The sequence below is a fragment of the Halomonas caseinilytica genome (assembly GCF_001662285.1).
Lineage (GTDB): Bacteria > Pseudomonadota > Gammaproteobacteria > Pseudomonadales > Halomonadaceae > Halomonas > Halomonas caseinilytica.
Genome location: NZ_BDEO01000005.1, coordinates 1 through 17292, shown reverse-complemented (window position 1 = coordinate 17292; position 17292 = coordinate 1). Strand labels below are relative to the sequence as shown.

At 65.2% G+C, this 17292-nt stretch carries 15 protein-coding genes and 1 pseudogene; 7 read left to right on the top strand and 9 right to left on the bottom strand.

Annotation, left to right across the window (positions count from 1 at the left end; all coding sequences use genetic code 11):
• Positions 1 to 20: 20 nt before the first annotated feature.
• Entirely contained in the window at positions 21 to 1472 is a 1452-nt protein-coding gene (locus HSDC_RS05720) for an aldehyde dehydrogenase (protein ID WP_064698989.1), read from the top strand.
• A gap of 18 nt (positions 1473 to 1490) precedes the next feature.
• On the opposite strand, the gene HSDC_RS05715 is transcribed toward HSDC_RS05720, so the two are convergent.
• Positions 1491 to 2405, bottom strand: a complete 915-nt coding sequence (locus HSDC_RS05715) for a helix-turn-helix domain-containing protein (RefSeq protein ID WP_064698988.1) — start codon at positions 2403 to 2405, stop codon at positions 1491 to 1493.
• Positions 2406 to 2555: 150 nt separating this feature from the next.
• On the opposite strand from HSDC_RS05715, the gene pobA reads away from it, so the two are divergent.
• The 3 genes from pobA to HSDC_RS05700 all read left to right on the top strand — a co-directional run bounded on the left by pobA (position 2556) and on the right by HSDC_RS05700 (position 5757).
• Positions 2556 to 3743 carry a 4-hydroxybenzoate 3-monooxygenase gene (gene pobA / locus HSDC_RS05710; RefSeq protein WP_064698987.1) on the top strand — a complete coding sequence of 396 codons (1188 nt, stop codon included), beginning with the start codon at positions 2556 to 2558 and terminating at the stop codon, positions 3741 to 3743.
• A 390-nt stretch (positions 3744 to 4133) separates the two neighbouring features.
• Positions 4134 to 4919: a M48 family metallopeptidase gene (locus HSDC_RS05705; protein ID WP_064698986.1), complete on the top strand. Its 786-nt coding sequence runs from the start codon at positions 4134 to 4136 to the stop codon at positions 4917 to 4919.
• A 76-nt stretch (positions 4920 to 4995) separates the two neighbouring features.
• Positions 4996 to 5757, top strand: a complete 762-nt coding sequence (locus HSDC_RS05700; protein ID WP_064698985.1) for an ion transporter — start codon at positions 4996 to 4998, stop codon at positions 5755 to 5757.
• A 24-nt stretch (positions 5758 to 5781) separates the two neighbouring features.
• On the opposite strand, the gene HSDC_RS05695 is transcribed toward HSDC_RS05700, so the two are convergent.
• Both HSDC_RS05695 and HSDC_RS05690 read right to left on the bottom strand, forming a co-directional pair.
• Positions 5782 to 6147, bottom strand: coding sequence for a hypothetical protein (locus tag HSDC_RS05695; RefSeq protein WP_064698984.1), 366 nt, complete (start codon positions 6145 to 6147; stop codon positions 5782 to 5784).
• Positions 6148 to 6216: 69 nt separating this feature from the next.
• Positions 6217 to 7230: an LLM class flavin-dependent oxidoreductase gene (locus HSDC_RS05690; protein ID WP_064698983.1), complete on the bottom strand. Its 1014-nt coding sequence runs from the start codon at positions 7228 to 7230 to the stop codon at positions 6217 to 6219.
• Between the two features lie 266 nt (positions 7231 to 7496).
• Between HSDC_RS05690 and HSDC_RS05685 the strand changes: the two genes are divergently transcribed.
• The gene (locus tag HSDC_RS05685) at positions 7497 to 7685 is read left to right on the top strand and encodes a hypothetical protein (RefSeq protein ID WP_064701067.1); all 189 of its coding nucleotides are present in this window, start codon (positions 7497 to 7499) and stop codon (positions 7683 to 7685) included.
• Positions 7686 to 7709: 24 nt separating this feature from the next.
• Here the strand turns inward: HSDC_RS05685 and aguA are convergent, their stop codons facing one another.
• From aguA to HSDC_RS05655, 6 genes are all read right to left on the bottom strand, one after another.
• Positions 7710 to 8822, bottom strand: a complete 1113-nt coding sequence (gene aguA, locus HSDC_RS05680) for an agmatine deiminase (protein ID WP_064698981.1) — start codon at positions 8820 to 8822, stop codon at positions 7710 to 7712.
• 8 nt (positions 8823 to 8830) lie between these two features.
• Complete coding sequence (locus HSDC_RS05675) at positions 8831 to 10174, bottom strand: Na+/H+ antiporter NhaC family protein (RefSeq protein WP_064698980.1); 1344 nt, start codon at positions 10172 to 10174, stop codon at positions 8831 to 8833.
• A gap of 65 nt (positions 10175 to 10239) precedes the next feature.
• Positions 10240 to 11643: an aminotransferase gene (locus HSDC_RS05670; protein WP_064698979.1), complete on the bottom strand. Its 1404-nt coding sequence runs from the start codon at positions 11641 to 11643 to the stop codon at positions 10240 to 10242.
• A gap of 183 nt (positions 11644 to 11826) precedes the next feature.
• Positions 11827 to 13257 carry an amidase gene (locus HSDC_RS05665; RefSeq protein WP_064698978.1) on the bottom strand — a complete coding sequence of 477 codons (1431 nt, stop codon included), beginning with the start codon at positions 13255 to 13257 and terminating at the stop codon, positions 11827 to 11829.
• On the bottom strand, positions 13254 to 14477 hold the full coding sequence (locus tag HSDC_RS05660) for an MFS transporter (RefSeq protein WP_064698977.1): 1224 nt from the start codon (positions 14475 to 14477) through the stop codon (positions 13254 to 13256). The genes HSDC_RS05665 and HSDC_RS05660 overlap by 4 nt, the downstream gene beginning before the upstream one ends.
• Before the next feature lie 148 nt (positions 14478 to 14625).
• Positions 14626 to 15600: a helix-turn-helix domain-containing protein gene (locus tag HSDC_RS05655; protein ID WP_064698976.1), complete on the bottom strand. Its 975-nt coding sequence runs from the start codon at positions 15598 to 15600 to the stop codon at positions 14626 to 14628.
• Between the two features lie 255 nt (positions 15601 to 15855).
• On the opposite strand from HSDC_RS05655, the gene HSDC_RS05650 reads away from it, so the two are divergent.
• Both HSDC_RS05650 and HSDC_RS05645 read left to right on the top strand, forming a co-directional pair.
• The gene (locus tag HSDC_RS05650) at positions 15856 to 17094 is read left to right on the top strand and encodes a M20 family metallo-hydrolase (RefSeq protein WP_064698975.1); all 1239 of its coding nucleotides are present in this window, start codon (positions 15856 to 15858) and stop codon (positions 17092 to 17094) included.
• A gap of 15 nt (positions 17095 to 17109) precedes the next feature.
• A pseudogene (locus HSDC_RS05645) lies at positions 17110 to 17292 on the top strand (aldehyde dehydrogenase PuuC); the annotation flags it as partial.

The window sequence follows — 17292 nt, the reverse complement described above, 5'->3', positions numbered from 1 at the left end:
TGACAAGCAAAGGAAAGATCATGAAGGCAATCGAACTCTTGATCGGGGGGCAGTCGCGCCCCGCATCGAACCACGCCACCATCGAACGCGCCAATCCCTTGGCCGGCCATACGGTGACCCGTGCGGCGGCAGCGAGTGTCGAGGATGCTCGCGAGGTGGCCGATGCTGCTGGTCGCGCCTTCGAGACCTGTTCTCGGAGCGGCCCCGAGGAGCGGCGTCTCAAGCTGCTCAAGGCAGCCGAGCTGATGGAAGATCGCCAGTCGGTATTCGTCGAGCGCATGGTGGACGAAACCGGGGCGACGCCCGGCTGGGCCGGGTTCAATGTCTCGGTCGCCGTGGGCATTCTGCGTGAGGCGGCGGCGCTGACAACCCAGGTTCAAGGCGATGTGATTCCCTCGAACGTGCCCGACAGCCTTGCCATGGGGGTGCGAGTGCCCTGTGGTGTGGTCGTGGGCATCGCTCCCTGGAATGCGCCGATCATCCTGGGCACCCGCGCCATCGCCACGCCCCTGGCGTGTGGCAACAGTGTCATCCTCAAGGCCTCAGAGCAGTGCCCGGCCACGCATCACTTGATCGTCGATATTCTGCAGCAGGCAGGCTTCGGCGACGGCGAGGTCAACCTCATCACCAATGACCCGGCGAATGCCGCCGAGGTGGTGGAGAACCTGATCGCCCATCCGGCCGTGGCCCGGATCAACTTCACCGGCTCCACCGGGGTGGGGAAGATCATCGCCGAAAAGGCCGCTTCCCATCTCAAGCCGGTACTGCTGGAGCTCGGCGGCAAAGCGCCCTTGCTGGTGCTCGACGATGCCGATCTGGATGCCGCCGTGGATGCGGCGATCTTCGGTGCTTTCTTCAATCAGGGGCAGATCTGCATGTCCACCGAGCGTCTCATCGTGGATGACTCGGTGGCCGACACCTTCGTCGAGAAGCTGGCTGCCCGGGCCTCGGCCCTCAAAGCGGGTGACCCTCGCGACTCGGCCAATGAGCTCGGCACCCTGATCGATGCCGGAATCGGCGAAAAGCTCAATGGCATGCTAGACGACGCCGTGACTCAGGGGGCTCGCCTCGCTGCCGGCGGCAAGGCGGAAGGGGTGATCATGCCCGCTACCGTGGTCGATGGGGTGACGTCAGGGATGCGGCTCTACGCCGAGGAGTCCTTCGGGCCTGTGGTGGCCGTGATTCGTGTCGACGGTGAGGAAGAGGCCCTGCGCGTGGCCAACGACAGTGAATACGGCCTCTCGGCGGCGGTGTTCAGCCGCGATACCGCTCGGGCCATGAGAGTGGCCGGACGCATTCGCTCGGGGATCTGCCACATCAATGCCCCGACGGTGCACGACGAACCGCAGATGCCTTTCGGCGGCGTCAAGGCCAGCGGGTATGGGCGCTTTGGCGGCAGGGCAGGGATCGAGGAATTCACCGATCTGCGCTGGATGACGGTCCAGCTTGGCCCGCGTCACTATCCGATCTGATTCTAGGGAATTGCCGGCCTATTGTTGCCTGCGACCCGCTGCATCGGCTTCCTGGCGGCGGCGGAAGTCCTTGGGCGGCAGTCCCGTGAGTCGCTTGAAGAAGCGCGTGAAATAGGCCGGCTCGGAAAATCCCAGGCCTTCGGCCACTTCGCCGATGGTCAGGTTGGTATAGGTGAGCTGGCGCTTGGCTTCCAGCAATAGCCGCTCATGGAGCAATTGCAGGGCGCTGCGTCCAGCCAGGCGCCGGCAGAGCGTGTTGAGGTGAGCGCTGGTCACACCCAACTGTTCGGCGAAATGCTCGATGCCGGGCTGCTGGCTGAACTGAGCTTCGATCAGCGTCTGATAGGCCTGCAGGTGCTCCCTGGCCTTGTCCCGCTGGCGAGGGCGCGCGCGGGACGGTTGCCGAGCGGCCGTCTCGGCCAGTCGTGCCGTCTCGATGGTCAGCGCTTCCACCAGGGCTTCCAGCAGGTGCGAGCGCCCCAGGGCGGGATGGCGATACTCGTCGTCGATCTGCTCGACCAGGGTAGCGATGCGCCCATGGTGCCGCGTCGTGCCCAGCGCATGGGCATCGGGATTCGACAGTACGCCGGATTGGCTGTCCAGACGGGCTTGCAGCCTTTCGACCAGCGGCCGCGACAGGGTGATGATGTGACCCTGGGTATCCGGCGAGAAGTGGAAGCCATGAATGCTCATGGCCGGCACCACGATCAGCTGTGGGGCCTCGAGAGAGCGGCCGCCACCTTCCAGTTCCAGGGTCACCCGGCCTTCGGCGAGATACAGGAGGTGGCAGAGGTCGGCATGGCGATGTGGTCGAATGCGCCAGTCATGACGACGGCTGCGCTCGGGGATCGATTCGCAGTGCAGCAGGTCGGGGGTCGGCCACTGGCGTGTTTCACCATAGAGCTGGAAGACGGGCACGAGAGAATCGGGCATGGGGCGTCCTGGCGGTGAGCCTACGACCAATGTAGGTAGCAAATGCCGGAAATGTCCAAATGGTGATGTGGATATTGCCTTATACGGGCAAGCATTTCATTGAAAAATGCAATTCATTGAATTGTCCACGATTGCCGGGGAGGACTTCCCATGAAGACACAGGTCGCCATCATCGGTGCCGGGCCCTCGGGCTTGCTGCTGGGACAGTTGCTGCAGCGCCAGGGCATCGACAACGTCATCCTCGAGCGCCGCTCAGGGGAATACGTGCTCGGCCGTATTCGCGCCGGAGTGCTGGAACAGGGCATGGTCGACCTGCTGCGCGAGGCAGGCGTCGACGAACGCATGGATGCTGAGGGCCTGCCTCATGACGGTGTCGAACTGGCCTTCGACAACCGCCGGGTGCGTATCGACCTGGCCGGCCTGACCGGCGGCAAGCAGGTGATGGTCTACGGCCAGACCGAGGTGACCCGCGACCTGATGGCGGCGCGCCAGGCCACTGGTGGCACGACGCTCTATGAAGTCGATGACGTCCAGCCTCACAATCTCGACACCGAACGCCCCTATGTCACCTTCGTCGACAAGCACGGCGAAACGCAGCGCCTCGATTGCGATTATGTGGCGGGCTGCGATGGATATCACGGCGTGTCGCGCCAGTCGATTCCCAAGGATCGTATCGAGGAATTCGAGCGCGTCTATCCCTTTGGTTGGCTGGGGCTGCTGTCCGATACACCGCCGGTCGCCGACGAATTGATCTATGCCCGTCACGAGCGTGGCTTCGCGCTGTGCAGCATGCGCTCCGAGACCCGCAGTCGCTATTACCTCCAGGTGCCGCTGGAGGAGAAGGTCGAGGACTGGTCGGACGAACGTTTCTGGGAAGAGCTCAAGCGTCGCGTTCCCGAGGACGTGGCGGCGAAACTGGTCACCGGTCCCTCCCTGGAGAAGAGCATAGCGCCGCTGCGCAGCTTCGTGGTCGAGCCCATGCAATACGGCCGGCTCTTCCTGGTGGGTGATGCCGCACATATCGTGCCGCCGACCGGGGCCAAGGGGCTCAATCTCGCGGCCAGCGATGTCAACAGCCTCTATCGGCTGCTGGTCAAGATCTATCACGAGGGTCGCACCGACCTGATCCCGAACTACTCCCGAGCCTGCCTGAAGCGTATCTGGAAGGCCGAGCGCTTCTCCTGGTGGATGACCTCGATGCTGCACAAGTTCTCCGACGAGGAGGATTTCGGCAGCCGCATGCAGCAGGCCGAACTCGATTACGTGACCGGCTCCGAGGCGGGCCTGACCACCATCGCGGAGAACTATGTGGGCCTGCCCTACGAGTCGCTGGAATAGCCAGAACCGAGCATTCAACGATGTCATTCGCGAAGGCCGAGGTACTGAGTAAGGCAGTCTGCAGCTGCTGGCCGGACGGCATCGAGGCGAACGGTGATCCGTCGTGTGTGCAAAGAGCGTGGCTCGATCCTGGGCCAGTGGCGTCATGCCGCGCGTATCGCTGAGATCAATCCTGCCCATCGCCCGCTGCAACTATCGTCGTTTTCAGGCGGCCTCATGAAGGAGCGGGGGCATTCGCGAAGACCGGGGCCCAAAGGGTCTTTTCCCGCTGTCAGCCGAGCATGCGTGTGCTGGATCGATGGCAGTGGTGCGTGACATCGTCGGCCGTACAGGGAGATCATATCGAACGTCGGGGCCGCTCCGCGCCCTACCGTGAGTCGAGGAATGGTGATGCGAGGATGGCTGGGACTCTTGTTGGGCCTGCTGCTGGCGGGCTGCGATCAGACGCCCACCGGTCGTCAGCAGTTGGCGCTGGTGCCTGATGCGTTGATGTCGCAGATGGGGGCGGATACCTTCGAGCAGATGCGCCAGCAAGGACCCATTGCCACCACATCGGCTATCAATCAGCAGGTGGAATGTGTGTCCCGGGAGCTGCTGGCCGCCGCGCGGCGTCGGTATCCGCAAGTGGACATGCCCGATGAATGGGAGGTGGTGGTGTTCGACCGGCCATCGCCCAATGCCTTCGCCTTGCCGGGCGGGCGCATTGGCGTGCATGCCGGCTTGTTGCGGGTAGCCGAGACGCCGTCACAGCTGGCGGCGGTGATCGGGCACGAAATCGGGCATGTGCTGGCCGATCATGGCAACGAGCGCATGACCCAGCAATTGGGCATCAAGAGCGTGCTGATACTGGTAGGGCTACTTGGCGAGGGCGAACTTGGCCAGGAGCCGCTGCAGCGAGCGCTGGGCATCGGGGCACGCTTGGGCATTGCCTTGCCCTTCAGTCGCACTCATGAGGAAGAGGCCGACCTGATGGGCCTGATGATCATGGCCGAGGCGGGCTACGCCCCGGCTCAGAGTGTGGCGCTATGGCACAACATGGCCGCCGCCGGGGGCGACCAGCCGCCGGAATTTTTGTCGACCCACCCGGCACACGAATCGCGCATCGAGCTATTGCAGAAACACCTGCCGGAGGCGCGAGACATTCGTGAAACGGCGGCGCCTTCGTCCTGTGCGTGATGCCGCCTCCGGGGCGACAAGACTAGCTCGGCCGGGTAAGGTGCGAAGACCCATTGTCGCAACCCGGTAGCCGTCCATGGATGATCGTCTATCCCCCTTCCAGTTGCTGATCCTGGTACTGTCGATCTATGTGCTCGGCGCATTGGCGGTGGACGTGCTGTTCACTCTGTCGCCCGAAATGTCGCGCCTGTTGCACTATATCGATCTGTTCGTCTGCATGTTCTTCTTTGCCGACTTCTGCATCCGCTTCCGAGCCGCTCGCAACAAGTGGCGCTTCATGCGCTGGGGCTGGATCGACCTGGTGGCGAGCATTCCCGCCGGTTGGCTGTTTGCCGGCCGCCTGGTGCGCGTTGTACAGGTCATTCGTCTGCTGAGGGCGATCAAGTCACTGCACATGATCTGGCGCGTGCTGTTCCGCAACCGCGCCAAAGGCTTCTTCGTCTCGGTCACCACGGCGACCCTGCTGCTGATAGCCTTCGGGTCCATGACGATCCTGATGGTGGAAGGCCCCAACCCGGAGAGCAGCATCGACACCGCCGAGGAGGCGCTGTGGTGGGCCTTCGTCACGGTCACCACTGTGGGCTATGGGGACTATTATCCGATCACCACCCTGGGTCGTATCGTGGCGGCCATGCTGATGGTCGCCGGGGTTGGCATGTTCGGCAGCTTCGCCGCCTATGTCGGTTCGCTGTTCGTCGAGGAACAGGACGACGAAAACGCGCGCCAGCACCGTGCCAGTCGTGAGTTGATCCGCGACCTGTATGGCGAGATCCAGGCGCTGCGCCAGGAGGTCGAGGCCCTCAGGGAAGAGCGTGATCCGCCCTCCGGTGGACGCTGAGCGACACGCTGCCGCCGAGTCGCCTCAGGAATTCGAGCGGTCGTCGCGGGTCTCGTAGTCGCCTTCGAGCACCTGATGGTCCCGCGCCCGGTCGTTCGAGCGGGGCTCGCGGTAGGTTTCGCCGCCGATGTCCTGGGCTTGTTCGGCGCGCATTTCCTCCATGCGTTTCTTCATGCGGTGCCGCAGGAAGGGCAGCATGGCCCAGCCGATCAGCAGGAATACCAGGCCGATCACGGTGCCGATGATCATCATCACGCCGAAGAACAGCCAGGTGAACAGCAGCTTGATACCGCTGACATTGCCGCCGGGCTTGGCCTGGCGGGCACGCTGCTGCCACTGTTGCGCGGCGCGCCAGGCGGCGTTGCTGCGCGGGTCATTGGGGTTGGGCATGGGAATCTCCATGGTGGCCGGCCGCATCGCGACCGTGCCGTGAATGACTGCCACTTGGAAAGCGTTGCGTCATGAATGTTCCGTGCGGCCAGTCTGCCAGAGTTCGCCGAGAATTTCGTAGCTGCGCAGGCGATCCTCTTGCGCGTAGACGTCGGTGTGGATCATCAACTCGTCGGCACCGGTAGCGTCGAGGAAGGCGTCGAGCCCGTCACGCACGCGCTGGGGGCCGCCGATGACCGCGGCGCCGAAGAACTGCTCGACCTGTGCCTGTTCCAGGGGCGTCCAGTCGAGTCGCTCTACCGGAGGGAGGGCCTTGGTGCGATGGCCGCGGATCATGCCGAGGAATTTCTGGCGTGCCGTCGAGGCGAGAAACTCAGCCCGTTCATCGCTGTCGGCGGCGACCACCGGCAGGCCGACCATGGCGTAAGGCGCATCCAGCACTGAAGAAGGCTGGAAGTTGTCGCGATACAGTCGCAGGGCGTGGTGCAGTTGGGCGGGAGCGAACTGGGCGGCGAAGGCGAAGGGCAGGCCTTCGCGGGCGGCCAGTCGCGCGCTGTAGTCGCTGGAGCCGAGAAGCCAGAGTGGCACCTTGGTGCCCTGGCCGGGAATGGCGCGTACGCGCTGGTCGGCTCGCTCGTCGTCGAGGAAGCCGCGCAGTTCTTCGAGGCGCTGGGGAAAGTCGTCGACGCCGGCGCGCGGGTCGCGACGCATGGCGGCCATGGTGGCGCCGTCGGAGCCCGGGGCGCGCCCGAGGCCGAGGTCGATGCGGCCCGGGTAGAGGGTTTCCAGGGTGCCGAACTGCTCGGCGATCACCAAGGGCGGGTGATTGGGCAGCATGATGCCTCCGCTGCCCACGCGGATATGCGAGGTTCGCTCGGCCAGGTGGCCGATCAGCACGGCGGTGGCGGCGCTGGCGATGCCATCGATGCTGTGGTGCTCGGCGACCCAGTAACGCGTGAAGCCGAGGCGTTCGGTCAGGCGAGCCAGCGCGACGCTCTCGGCGAAGCTGTCGGCGGCGTTGCCGCCCTGCCGGATAGGGGCCAGGTCCAGTACGGAGAGGGGCGTGTCGGCCAGTCGGGGCATGAGGGAGGCTCCAAAAGTTAGCATGCTTTATTTATAAGTGAGGGCGAGGCCGGGCAGAAACAATGGGGAAGGGCACGATCGGGCGTGTTCTGCCTGTACGATGATGCCGACAAGACGTATGCCAGGCATGTCATGCAACGTGCGTTTATTTATACTCGGAATATTGGCGTTTCTCTTCGCCAGGACGGCGAGATTGACCACATGGATGGAGACGGTCGCGCGGTAATGCTGCGGGCGCTCAGGGGGCTGGAGGAAAAATGGCGGGGATGTCGCGGACTCGCAAGCGGACTGGCGCGACCCGGCGGCATGCACCGACTCGGCGACATGTGCCGAGTCGGCGGTGGCGGTTCGACTGGTCGTGTTTCGACCGTTGGCTGGACAGGGTCGTGACGCTGGCCGTGATCACCGCCCTGCTGGTGGGCGGAACGGCGTTGGTCCTCCACCTGGTGCTGTGAGACGCGTGGCCGTCACCTTCCTTGTCATGCTTGACGGCGATGCCGTCGGGGCTGCTGCTGCGTGATGCAGTGGATGTTGCCTCCGCCGAGCAGGATCTCGCGGGCCGGCACACCGATCACCCGACGCGTCGGGAACAACCCCTCGATGATGGCTCTGGCCTCGTCGTCCCTTGCCGGATCGAGCAGCGGCATCACGACCACCGAGTTGCCGATGTAGAAGTTCACGTAGGAGCCGGCCATGCGATCGCCGGGCCGGCGCGGATGCGAGTGGCTGAGCCGGTCGATACCGCTGGCCTCGTCCTCTTCGATGGTCAGCGGACCGGGCTGGGGCAGCTTGTGCACCTTGAGGGGGCGCCCCCGGGCATCCCGGGCTTGTTCCAGGATCGCCAGAGCCTCTCGGGAGATGGCGTGCTGGGGATCGGTGTCGTCGTCGGTCCAGTTCAGGGCCACCTCACCGGGGGCGATGAAGCAGCACAGGTTGTCGACGTGACCATCGGTTTCGTCCAGGTAGCAGCCGCGTGGCAACCAGATGATGGTGTCCACGCCCAGGGTATTACGCAGGACCCGTTCCATGTCGTCCCGTGAGAGATTCGGGTTGCGGTTGGCATTGAGCAGGCATTCCTCGGTGGTGATCAGCGTGCCCTCGCCATCCACGTGGATGGCGCCTCCTTCCAGCACCACCGGCGCCACGAAGCGTTCGACGCCGAGCATCTCGGCGATCTTGGTGCGAATGCGGCGATCCTTGTCCCAGGGGAAGTAGAGCCCGCCCTCGAGCCCGCCCCAGGCGTTGAATTCCCAGTCCACCAGAGCCAGCCGGCCATCCGGGTGGGTCAGAAAGGTCGGGCCGACGTCGCGCATCCACGCGTCGTTGCTGGAAAGCTCCACCACGCGGATGCTGTCGGGCAATTGATTGCGGGCGTTTTCGTATTGCTCGTCGTTGACGCCGACGAACACCGTCTCGCTCTCGGCGATGGCCGTGGCGACCTCGACGAAGGCCTGCTGGGCCGGCTTGGCGCCATAGCGCCAGGTGTCGGGACGCTGTGGCCACAGCATCCAGCAGGCGTCGTGGGGCGCGAATTCGGCCGGCATGGAAAAGCCGAGACTGACAGGTGTGGCAGAGGAGGTTGGTGTGATCATGGGCGCTCTCACAGGTAACCGACGGTCAGGAATACCGCAGTGGCGATGGCCGCGGCAATCAGTACATAGGGCAACTGGGTGAGGGCGTGGGCCATCGGTGAACAGCCGCTGCCCTGGGCGGAAAGCACCGTCGAATCGCCGTAGAAGCAGGCATGGCTGCCGAAGGCGCTGGCCGAGATCAGGGCGCCGACCACCAGGGGCATGTCGGCCTGAACGCTCTCTGCCAGTGGCAGCACGATAGGCATGGCCACGGCGAACAGTCCCCAGAAGGATCCCGTTGCGAAGGCCAGAAAGGCCATGGTGATGAAGACCACCGCCGGCAGGAGGCCGGCCGTCATCAGCGGCTGGACGGTGCCGATCACGAAGTCGGTCAGCCCCAGTACGTCATTGACCTCCTTGAGGGCAAAGCCGGCCACCAGGGTACCCAGCGGCATGATCATGGCCTTGAAGCCCTCCAGGGCAGTGTCGAAGGTGTCGTGGAAGCTGAGCAGGCGCTGGGACAGGATCAGCGTCAGGGTCACCGCGAGCGCCACGATCACGCCGCGCAGGATGTCGATGTCGAAATACCAGGTGAAGAAGATCAGGGTGGCGATGGGCACTAGGAAGTTGAGGAGATGAGGGCGTGGCTTGCTCTCGTCGACTTCCAGGGCGTTGTCGTCGACCCCGTCGGGCATCGGCTGGCCGGCGACGGCGCGCGCCTCGGCGGCTTTCATCGGGCCGAGGTTGGGCACCCAGCCCATCGCCACCAGCGGTACGATGGCAGCAGCCACCCAGGCATAGAACATGAAGGGAATGGCCTCGATGTACAGGCTCATGCCATTGCCGGTCACATTGTTCTCCTCGAGCAGGCCGGCGAAGAACACCGCCCAGGTGGAGAAGGGCACCAGAATGCAGATCGGTGCGGCCGTGGAATCGACGATATAGGCCAGCTTCTCCCGGGAGATGCCGAAGCGGTCGGTGATCTTCTTCATCGAGGCGCTGATGGTCAGGGCATTCAGGTAATCGTCGACGAAGATGATCAGTCCCAGGAACCAGGTGGTCAGAAGGCTCTGGGAGCGGCTATGGATGCGTCGGGTCACGGTGTCGCCGAAGCTGAGTACACCGCCGGTCTTGACCAGCAGGGCGATCAGGCTGCCGAACAGGCCACAGACCAGGATGATCCAGGTGACGGTATCGTTGCCGAGCACGTCGAGCAGGATGTCCGAGCCTCGGGAGACCACATGGGTGGGGTCGGTCATCAACAGGCCGACCAGACAACCGGTCAGCAGCGATTCGATGGTACGTCGTGTCAGGATAGCCATTCCCAGCACCACCAGCGTGGGGATCAGGCTCCAGGCGCCATAGGTTTCCATGGGTCGCTCTCTATTTGTCGTTGTTGGTTGACGGGCCCGGCCGAGCGACGACCGGGCGGTCGGTCTTACAGGAAGCCGTCCTCGCGCAGCGTCCTGGTCGCCGCACCGAAGGCCTCGTCGAGGATGTCGACCACGCGATCGATGGTGTCCCGCGTCCAGATCAGCGGGGGAGAAACGATGTTGAGATGCCCGACTGGGCGGATGATCAGGCCGCGCTGCTGGGCCTCGAAGGCGACCCGGTCACCGACGCGGGCCTCGACCGGTAGCAGCTCCTTGGTCGCCTTGTCGGCCACGTTTTCCAGGCACATCATGAAGTGGCTGCCGCGCACGTCGCCAACGGTGGCGTGGTGCGACAGGGTTTTGAGCCGCTCTTCCAGATAGGGGCCCACCTCGCGAACGTTCTTGCAGATGCCCTCGCGCTCGATGATCTCGATGTTCTTGAGCGCCGCTGCGCAGCTTACCGGGTGGCCCGAGTAGGTGAAGCCTGTGCTCAACACGCCGCCCTTTCCCTGGGGCGTGCCCAGCACCTCGAAGAGCTCGTCGGAGATCAGGGTCGCGCCCAGCGGGGCGTAGCCGGAGGACAGCCCCTTGGCGCAGTTGATGATGTCCGGCTGGGTGTCGAACACTTTCTCCGAGGCGAAGAAGTGTCCCAGGCGACCGAAACCGGTCACTACCTCATCGGCGATGAAGAGGATGTCGTTGGCGCGGCATACCGCCTGCATGCGCGCATGATAGCCTTCGGGGGCCACCAGCACGCCACCGGCCCCCATGATCGGCTCGGCAATGAAGGCGGCGATATTGTCGGCGCCGATGCGTTCGACTGTCGCCTCGAACTCGGCCACCAGGTGGTCACAATACTCGGCCTCGCTCATGCCCTCGGGGCGACGATAGCAGTTTGCCTCGCTGAGGTGGGTCACCAGGTGCTCGAGGGTATCGAATTCCCAGTTGTTGCTCGCGATGCCGGTCAGGGTCGCGGCCATGTAAGTGGTGCCGTGATAGGCGTTGTTGCGCGAGATGATGCGCTTCTTGTTCGGCTTGCCCAGGCGGTTGAAGTAGTAGTGCACCAGGCGAATGGTGGCGTCGTTGGCCGCCGAGCCACCGCAGCTGTAGAAGACATGGTTGAGGTGGGCCGGCGCCAGCTCGGAGAGCTTGGCGGCCAGCTCTGCGGCCGGTGCGTTGGAGAGGTTGTTGAAGGTCGAGAAGTAGGCCATGCGCGTGGCTTGATCGGCCATGGCCTGGCCGATCTCTGCGCGACCGTGGCCGACGTTGACGCACCACAGGCCGGCGATGCCGTCGATGAAACGGTTGCCGTGGGCATCTTGGACGTAGATGCCGTCGCTGTCGGTGATCAGGTCGCAGCCCTGTTCATGGAAGGTGCTGTAATCGGTGAAGGGATGGATGAAGTGGTCCCGGTCCTGGCGCCACAGTGTCTGGGCGTCGAGTTCGGTACGCGTTGTGCTTGTGGTCATGGCAATACCTCCTGTCGAGTGTCGGCCAGCCTAGCCAGCCTCGACGGTCGTCGAACATATCCTCATTGGGGTATATGGCGGCAGAGGCTCGGTGGCTGCCGCGACAACGAGATCGGCCCCTGCGACTATGGGCACACAGGGGCCGATACCGGAGAAGAGGCGCTGATGGTCGGCGTCTTGTGGTTACGACAGGATCGGCCGTCGACCGGCGGCGAAGGGGGGCGGCAGCACGTGCTCTAGGTCACCTGCGATGCGGAAGGCGGTGGCGTCGTCGTAGGACGGCGCGACGATCTGCATGCCGATGGGCACGTGGTTGGCGCCGGCACCCACCGGCACAGAGAGTACCGGAAAGCGGTTGAGGATATTGAAGGGATAGGTCAGGCACAGGCCGGTCACTCCGTCGGCCTGGCGGCCGTCCACCGTCAGGACGTCGTGGGTCTGATCGTAGTCGGCCGGGATTCGGGTGGTGGCCATGGTGGGGCAGACCAGGGCATCGAAGCCGGCCAGGAAGACCTTGTCCTGCAACTCGCGGAGCATGGTGTCGGCGATTCGCCAGCCGGCCTTCTCGTCCTCGAAGCTGACCTCGGCCCGGCCCTCGACGATCTCGCGGGCATAGGAGGTGAGCTTGTCCATGGGGATGTCATCACCCAACTGTTCATGGAAGACGCTACCGGCCTGGAACATCAGGTGTTGCATGATCACCCGACCGGCCTCGTCGGGCCAATCGAGGTTGACGACCTCCACGTCGGCCCCCAGGTCGCGCAGCGCTTCGGCGGCGCCCGCCAGAGCCTGGCGGACTTCCGGGTCCACGGCGAAGATACCCAGGTCGGGGCAGAGGGCGATGCGCATGCCGGCGATGGAGGCCTGGCGCTCGGGCAGGGTGTAGGCGGGCAGCGAGCATAGGTCGTAGGGGTGGGGACCTGCGATGACGTTCTGCATCAGGATCATATCGCCGACCGACCGTGCCAGGCCGCCGCTTTGGGCGAAAGACTCACGGTTCCAGGGATAGACCTCGGGAACCCGACCCCAGGGGGCCTTGAAGCCGACGGTGCCGGTGAGGGCAGCGGGGATACGGATCGAGCCGGCGATATCGCTGCCGCTGGCCAGGATGGTGGTGCCGGCGGCCAAGGCCGCCGCCGCGCCGCCGGAGGAGCCGCCGGGGGTGCAGCTGGGATTCCAGGGGTTGCGGGTCACGCCCCACAATGTCGACCAGGTGGCTAGCGACATGGAGAATTCCGGGGTGGTGGTGCGGGCATGGATGATGGCACCGGCATCCTGGAGTCGTTGTGGCAGGGGATCGGTATAGTCGGCCACATAACCTTCCAGCAGTAGAGAACCGTTGGTGGTGGGGCGCCCCTCGATCATTGGCTCGTCCTTGATCGCTACCGGGATACCTTCCAGGGGGCGGGCGGTGCCGTTGCGCCAGGCGCGCTCGGCCCGCTTCGCCTGCTCGCGGGCCTCCTCGAAATAGGTGAAGGAGAAGGCGTTGATGCGCGGTTCCAGGGCCTCGGCGCGCTCGATCAGCGCATCCAGCAGCTCCACGGGTGAGAGGCTGCCGCGGCGGAAGCGATTCAGGCACTCCCGGGCGCTCAGGTAACAAAGGTCCAGATTCATGGGGTGATCTCCTCGGTGGGGGTGGGCACGGCATCGGTGAGTCGGGTCACCGGCAGGGCGGTAGCCAGGCAGGTGGCGAAGCAGCCAAGGATCAGCAGCAGGCCCAGGGAGCTGCCACCGGCATCGATGCCCAGGCCGACCAACCAGGGGCCCAGGGACAGACTGCACATCATCACGAAGCAGCCGATGGCGGTGAGCTCGCCGTGGCGATCCAGTTGGGACAAAGCGCCCTGTAGATAGGGCAGAGTGAATGCCCAGCAGATGCTCAACACCATCACTGCCGCGGCGTAGAGAGTGAGCCCCTGATCCAGCAGCAGGGCGGCAGTGGCGGCCAGTGAAAGCAACAGTCCCCCGGCAAGGGGGCGGGTGCGTCCCCGGCGCTCGCCGAGCCACATCACCGCCAGGGCGCCGATGCCACCGATGCCTCCGGCGATCACGGTGACGCCATGGATCTGTGCTGCGGGCAGTGCCAGCGCTTGGCCGAAGGCCTGGAGGAAGGCCCAGGCGCCGGCGTTGGCGATCTCGAAAAGAGCGATGGCCAGTAGCAGGCCCCATAGCCGCCAGTCCCGCCAGATGGTGCTGGTGCCACGGCGGGCGCTGCCCAAGGGCGCGGTGTCGTCGGGGGCCGTGCGGCCCATGGCGGGGATGCAGCAGAGTGCCAGCAGGGCGCAGCCGGCGAAGGTCAGGTAAAGGGCGGGCAGGCCGAAGTGGGTCACCGGCGCCTCGAGCAGCAACAACAGCAGGCCCGCGCCGAGGAACTGCAGCAATAGCAGCATGGCGTAGCCGCGTTCGGGGTGGTGGCGTCGGGCGGCCCAGGCATAGGCGGCGCCGGCCAGTAGGCCGCCGCCGAGCCCGGAGGCCAGGCGGACCAACACCAGCGGAGCCAGGGCCGTGACGGTCAGGGAGGTCAGTTCGGCGGCCAGGATCAGGCCGGCGCCCCCCGCTGCTAGGGCCTTGAGGCCGGTGCGGCGCAGCAGCCCGGCGACGCCGAGCATGCCCAGGGCGTTACCGAAGAGGTTGGCGGAGACCACCATTCCGGCCTGGGCCTCACTATGGCCGAGCTCCACCACCAGGCGAGAGACCAGCAGGGGCAGTACCGCCAGTACCACCAGGCCGCCAAAGCCAGCCAGGGAGACCAGAAAGGTGGCGAGATAGCCGTCGGGGTCGAGGCGCCGAGGGAAGGGAGCACGGACAGCCGGAGTACGGGAGTCGGGAGTCATGAAGGGACCCTTGATTGTGATTATGGATGGGAATATCCATCACGCTATCAGGGCCGGGGGTGGTGATGTTTTGCGGCGAGCCGGAAAACTATTGCGACGAGACGGAGCTTCGCCCATGGCAGGATGATCGCCAGCACAAGCGCTGGGCTCAGTGGGCAAGCCGTTGGCGACGATGCTTGCGATAGTCCCGTGGGGTCAGGCCGAGCGCGCGCTTGAAGGCGGTGGTAAAGTTGGCCGGGTGCTCGTAGCCCAGGGTCTCGGCGATCCGGGCAATGGGCAGGCGTTCGTCGTCCAGCAGTCGTTCGGCCTCGCGCAGGCGCGCCTGGCGCAGGCAGTCGGTGAGCGATTGGCCGTGGTATTCCCGAAAGCGCTGCTTGAGCTTGCTCTCGCTCATGCCGATGGCGCGGCTCAGTTCGGCGAGGTGCGGTGGCCGGGCTAGGTCGGCGAGCAGTCGGCGCCGCGCTGCCTCCAGGGCTTCGCGATCCCTGGGTTCTAGTCTCGGGGCTGGGAATGTCTGTGCAGGGGAACTCAGTAGCAAGCAGAGGAATTCGCTGATCTTGGCTTGCAGGTAGAGCAGTAGGCGGTGTGGGTCCACGGGCGGCGAGGCCATGTCCCTCAGGCAGCGGCGCAACGCGGTATCCAGGGGCAGGCGTCGATTGCCGTCGATCTCCGGGGCGAAGCGGGCGACATCGCTGGCGGTGAGCCCGAAGGGAGGCCGGCGCAGGTGTTCCGGATCGAGGATCAGCAGCACCATCAGGTAGCGCCCTGGCTCGGGGCAGCGGTCCAGGAAGGCAGTACCCTGACGACGATGGCTACACAACAACTGACCGTTTCCCAGATCGAAGGCCTCCCCTTCCGGGGTTTCCAGGGCAGTGTCGCCGTCCAGCATGCCGGCCAGGGTCAGGTGGCCGCCAGGGATCCAGGCCGGAAGACAGCCCGAGGCCTGCTCCAGGTCGAGGGTGCGAAGCCAGAGGCCGGGGGGCAGGCGATAGCAGGTCTCCCAGCCGCGCCCCGCTGGCTGATCCCAGCGCAGCCGGAAGGCGTCATGCTGTGCGCTCAGGGTGAACCAGTCGGTGCTACTGTGGCAATCGTATTGCCGGGAGGCGGCCGGCATGATGGTCATGGTGCAGGGTCCTCCGGAGGTGGTATCTGGGGTGGTGCGGGTACAACCCCCGAACAAGGTAGGGCGGGACGATACGCCGTCAATATACCCCGAACGTGGGAAGGCGGCATGCTGCTGAGGTGCCCCCGCTGTCGACCAGGCATTCGTTCTCGTCGCGGGCGCTATCGTCAACATATCCTGATTGGGGTATATCAGGGAGTCGCGTTGCCCTCGTAAGGTCGCTGTCATGACGAACAACGACCGAAGAGGCTCACCATGACGATTTCCATCGATGGCCAGCGGCTGTGGGACAGCCTGATGGCCATGGCCGAGATAGGCCCCACCGAGAACGGCGGCAGCTGCCGCCTTGCTCTGACCGAAGAAGACGCCGCCGGTCGGCGGTTGCTGCTCGATTGGTGCGAGTCGCTCGGCTGCACCTGGCGGGTCGATCGCATCGGCAATATCTTCATCCGCCGCGCCGGCAGGCGTGACGATCTCGACCCGGTGGCCATGGGCAGTCATCTGGACACCCAACCCAAGGGCGGTCGCTTCGACGGCATTCTCGGTGTACTGGCCGGGCTCGAGGTGTTCCGCACCTTGGAGGACCAAGGCATCGTCACCGAGCGGCCGCTGGCGCTGGTGGTCTGGACCAACGAGGAAGGCAGCCGCTTCGCGCCGGCCATGGTCGCTTCCGGCACCTATGCCGGTGCGTTCAGCGTCGAGTCGACCCTGGCCCGCGAGGACCGCGACGGCGTGACGCTTGGCGAGGCTCTCGAGGCCTGTGGCTACGCCGGCGAGTTGCCGGTGGGCGAGCCCCGTCTGGACAGCTTCTTCGAGCTGCATATCGAGCAGGGGCCGGTGCTCGAGGAAGAAGGCGAGACCATCGGCGTGGTGACCGGTGTTCAGGGCATGCGCTGGTTCGACGTGACGCTCTCGGGCCAATCGGCCCATGCCGGCCCCACCCCCATGCGCTATCGACGCGATGCCCTGGCCGCGGCGGCGCACCTGATCGACCGGCTGCAGGCCTATGCCCTGGCCGATGAAAGCGGTGATACCAAGGTCACCTGCGGCTGTCTGGATATCGTCTCGGCGTCGCGCAATGTGGTGCCCGGCGAGGTGCGGCTCACCATCGACCTGCGTCACGTGGTGGAGCGCGAGCTGGACATCCTGCAGGAGCGTTTCGAGCGGTTGCTCGTCGAGGTCGGCGAGAGCTTCGGCGTGACGGTGTCCCAGGAGCGGATCTGGGCCTCGCCGGTGGTCGAGTTCGCCCCCGAGTGCGTCGCCGCCGTGGAGCGGGCGACTCGCGTACGGGAACTGCCTTACCGCCGCATGATGAGCGGTGCCGGCCACGATGCCGTTTATGTATCCCGCGTCGCGCCGACCGCCATGATCTTCGTGCCCTGTCGCGACGGCATCAGCCACAACGAGGCCGAATACGCCACACCGGAACACTGTGCCGCGGGTGCTCAGGTGCTCTGCGATGCCATTGTCGAGCGCGCCAGCCGCGCGTCCTGAGAACAGGAGGTCGACATGAACGACATGATCCGATCCGAAACGCCGATTCTCGCCACCGAGTCCCCCGAAACCCATGCCGACTGGCGGGCGCTGGCCGTCACGCTGGTCGAGCAGGGTCTCGAGACCCGTGCCTATATCGACGATGCCTTCGTCGCGGCCATCGGCGGCGAGACCTTCGCCACCGTCAATCCGGCCACC

Excerpts from the sequence above, each read along its gene's own strand:
- HSDC_RS05665 (WP_064698978.1), bottom strand. The coding sequence starts at position 13,257 with ATGAATCTGGACCTTTGTTACCTGAGCGCCCGGGAGTGCCTGAATCGC.
- pobA (WP_064698987.1), top strand. The coding sequence starts at position 2,556 with ATGAAGACACAGGTCGCCATCATCGGTGCCGGGCCCTCGGGCTTGCTG.
- HSDC_RS05700 (WP_064698985.1), top strand. The coding sequence starts at position 4,996 with ATGGATGATCGTCTATCCCCCTTCCAGTTGCTGATCCTGGTACTGTCG.
- HSDC_RS05685 (WP_064701067.1), top strand. The coding sequence starts at position 7,497 with ATGTCGCGGACTCGCAAGCGGACTGGCGCGACCCGGCGGCATGCACCG.
- HSDC_RS05655 (WP_064698976.1), bottom strand. The coding sequence starts at position 15,600 with ATGACCATCATGCCGGCCGCCTCCCGGCAATACGATTGCCACAGTAGC.
- HSDC_RS05670 (WP_064698979.1), bottom strand. The coding sequence starts at position 11,643 with ATGACCACAAGCACAACGCGTACCGAACTCGACGCCCAGACACTGTGG.
- HSDC_RS05690 (WP_064698983.1), bottom strand. The coding sequence starts at position 7,230 with ATGCCCCGACTGGCCGACACGCCCCTCTCCGTACTGGACCTGGCCCCT.
- HSDC_RS05660 (WP_064698977.1), bottom strand. The coding sequence starts at position 14,477 with ATGACTCCCGACTCCCGTACTCCGGCTGTCCGTGCTCCCTTCCCTCGG.
- HSDC_RS05715 (WP_064698988.1), bottom strand. The coding sequence starts at position 2,405 with ATGCCCGATTCTCTCGTGCCCGTCTTCCAGCTCTATGGTGAAACACGC.
- HSDC_RS05695 (WP_064698984.1), bottom strand. The coding sequence starts at position 6,147 with ATGCCCAACCCCAATGACCCGCGCAGCAACGCCGCCTGGCGCGCCGCG.
- HSDC_RS05720 (WP_064698989.1), top strand. The coding sequence starts at position 21 with ATGAAGGCAATCGAACTCTTGATCGGGGGGCAGTCGCGCCCCGCATCG.
- aguA (WP_064698981.1), bottom strand. The coding sequence starts at position 8,822 with ATGATCACACCAACCTCCTCTGCCACACCTGTCAGTCTCGGCTTTTCC.
- HSDC_RS05705 (WP_064698986.1), top strand. The coding sequence starts at position 4,134 with ATGCGAGGATGGCTGGGACTCTTGTTGGGCCTGCTGCTGGCGGGCTGC.
- HSDC_RS05650 (WP_064698975.1), top strand. The coding sequence starts at position 15,856 with ATGACGATTTCCATCGATGGCCAGCGGCTGTGGGACAGCCTGATGGCC.
- HSDC_RS05675 (WP_064698980.1), bottom strand. The coding sequence starts at position 10,174 with ATGGAAACCTATGGCGCCTGGAGCCTGATCCCCACGCTGGTGGTGCTG.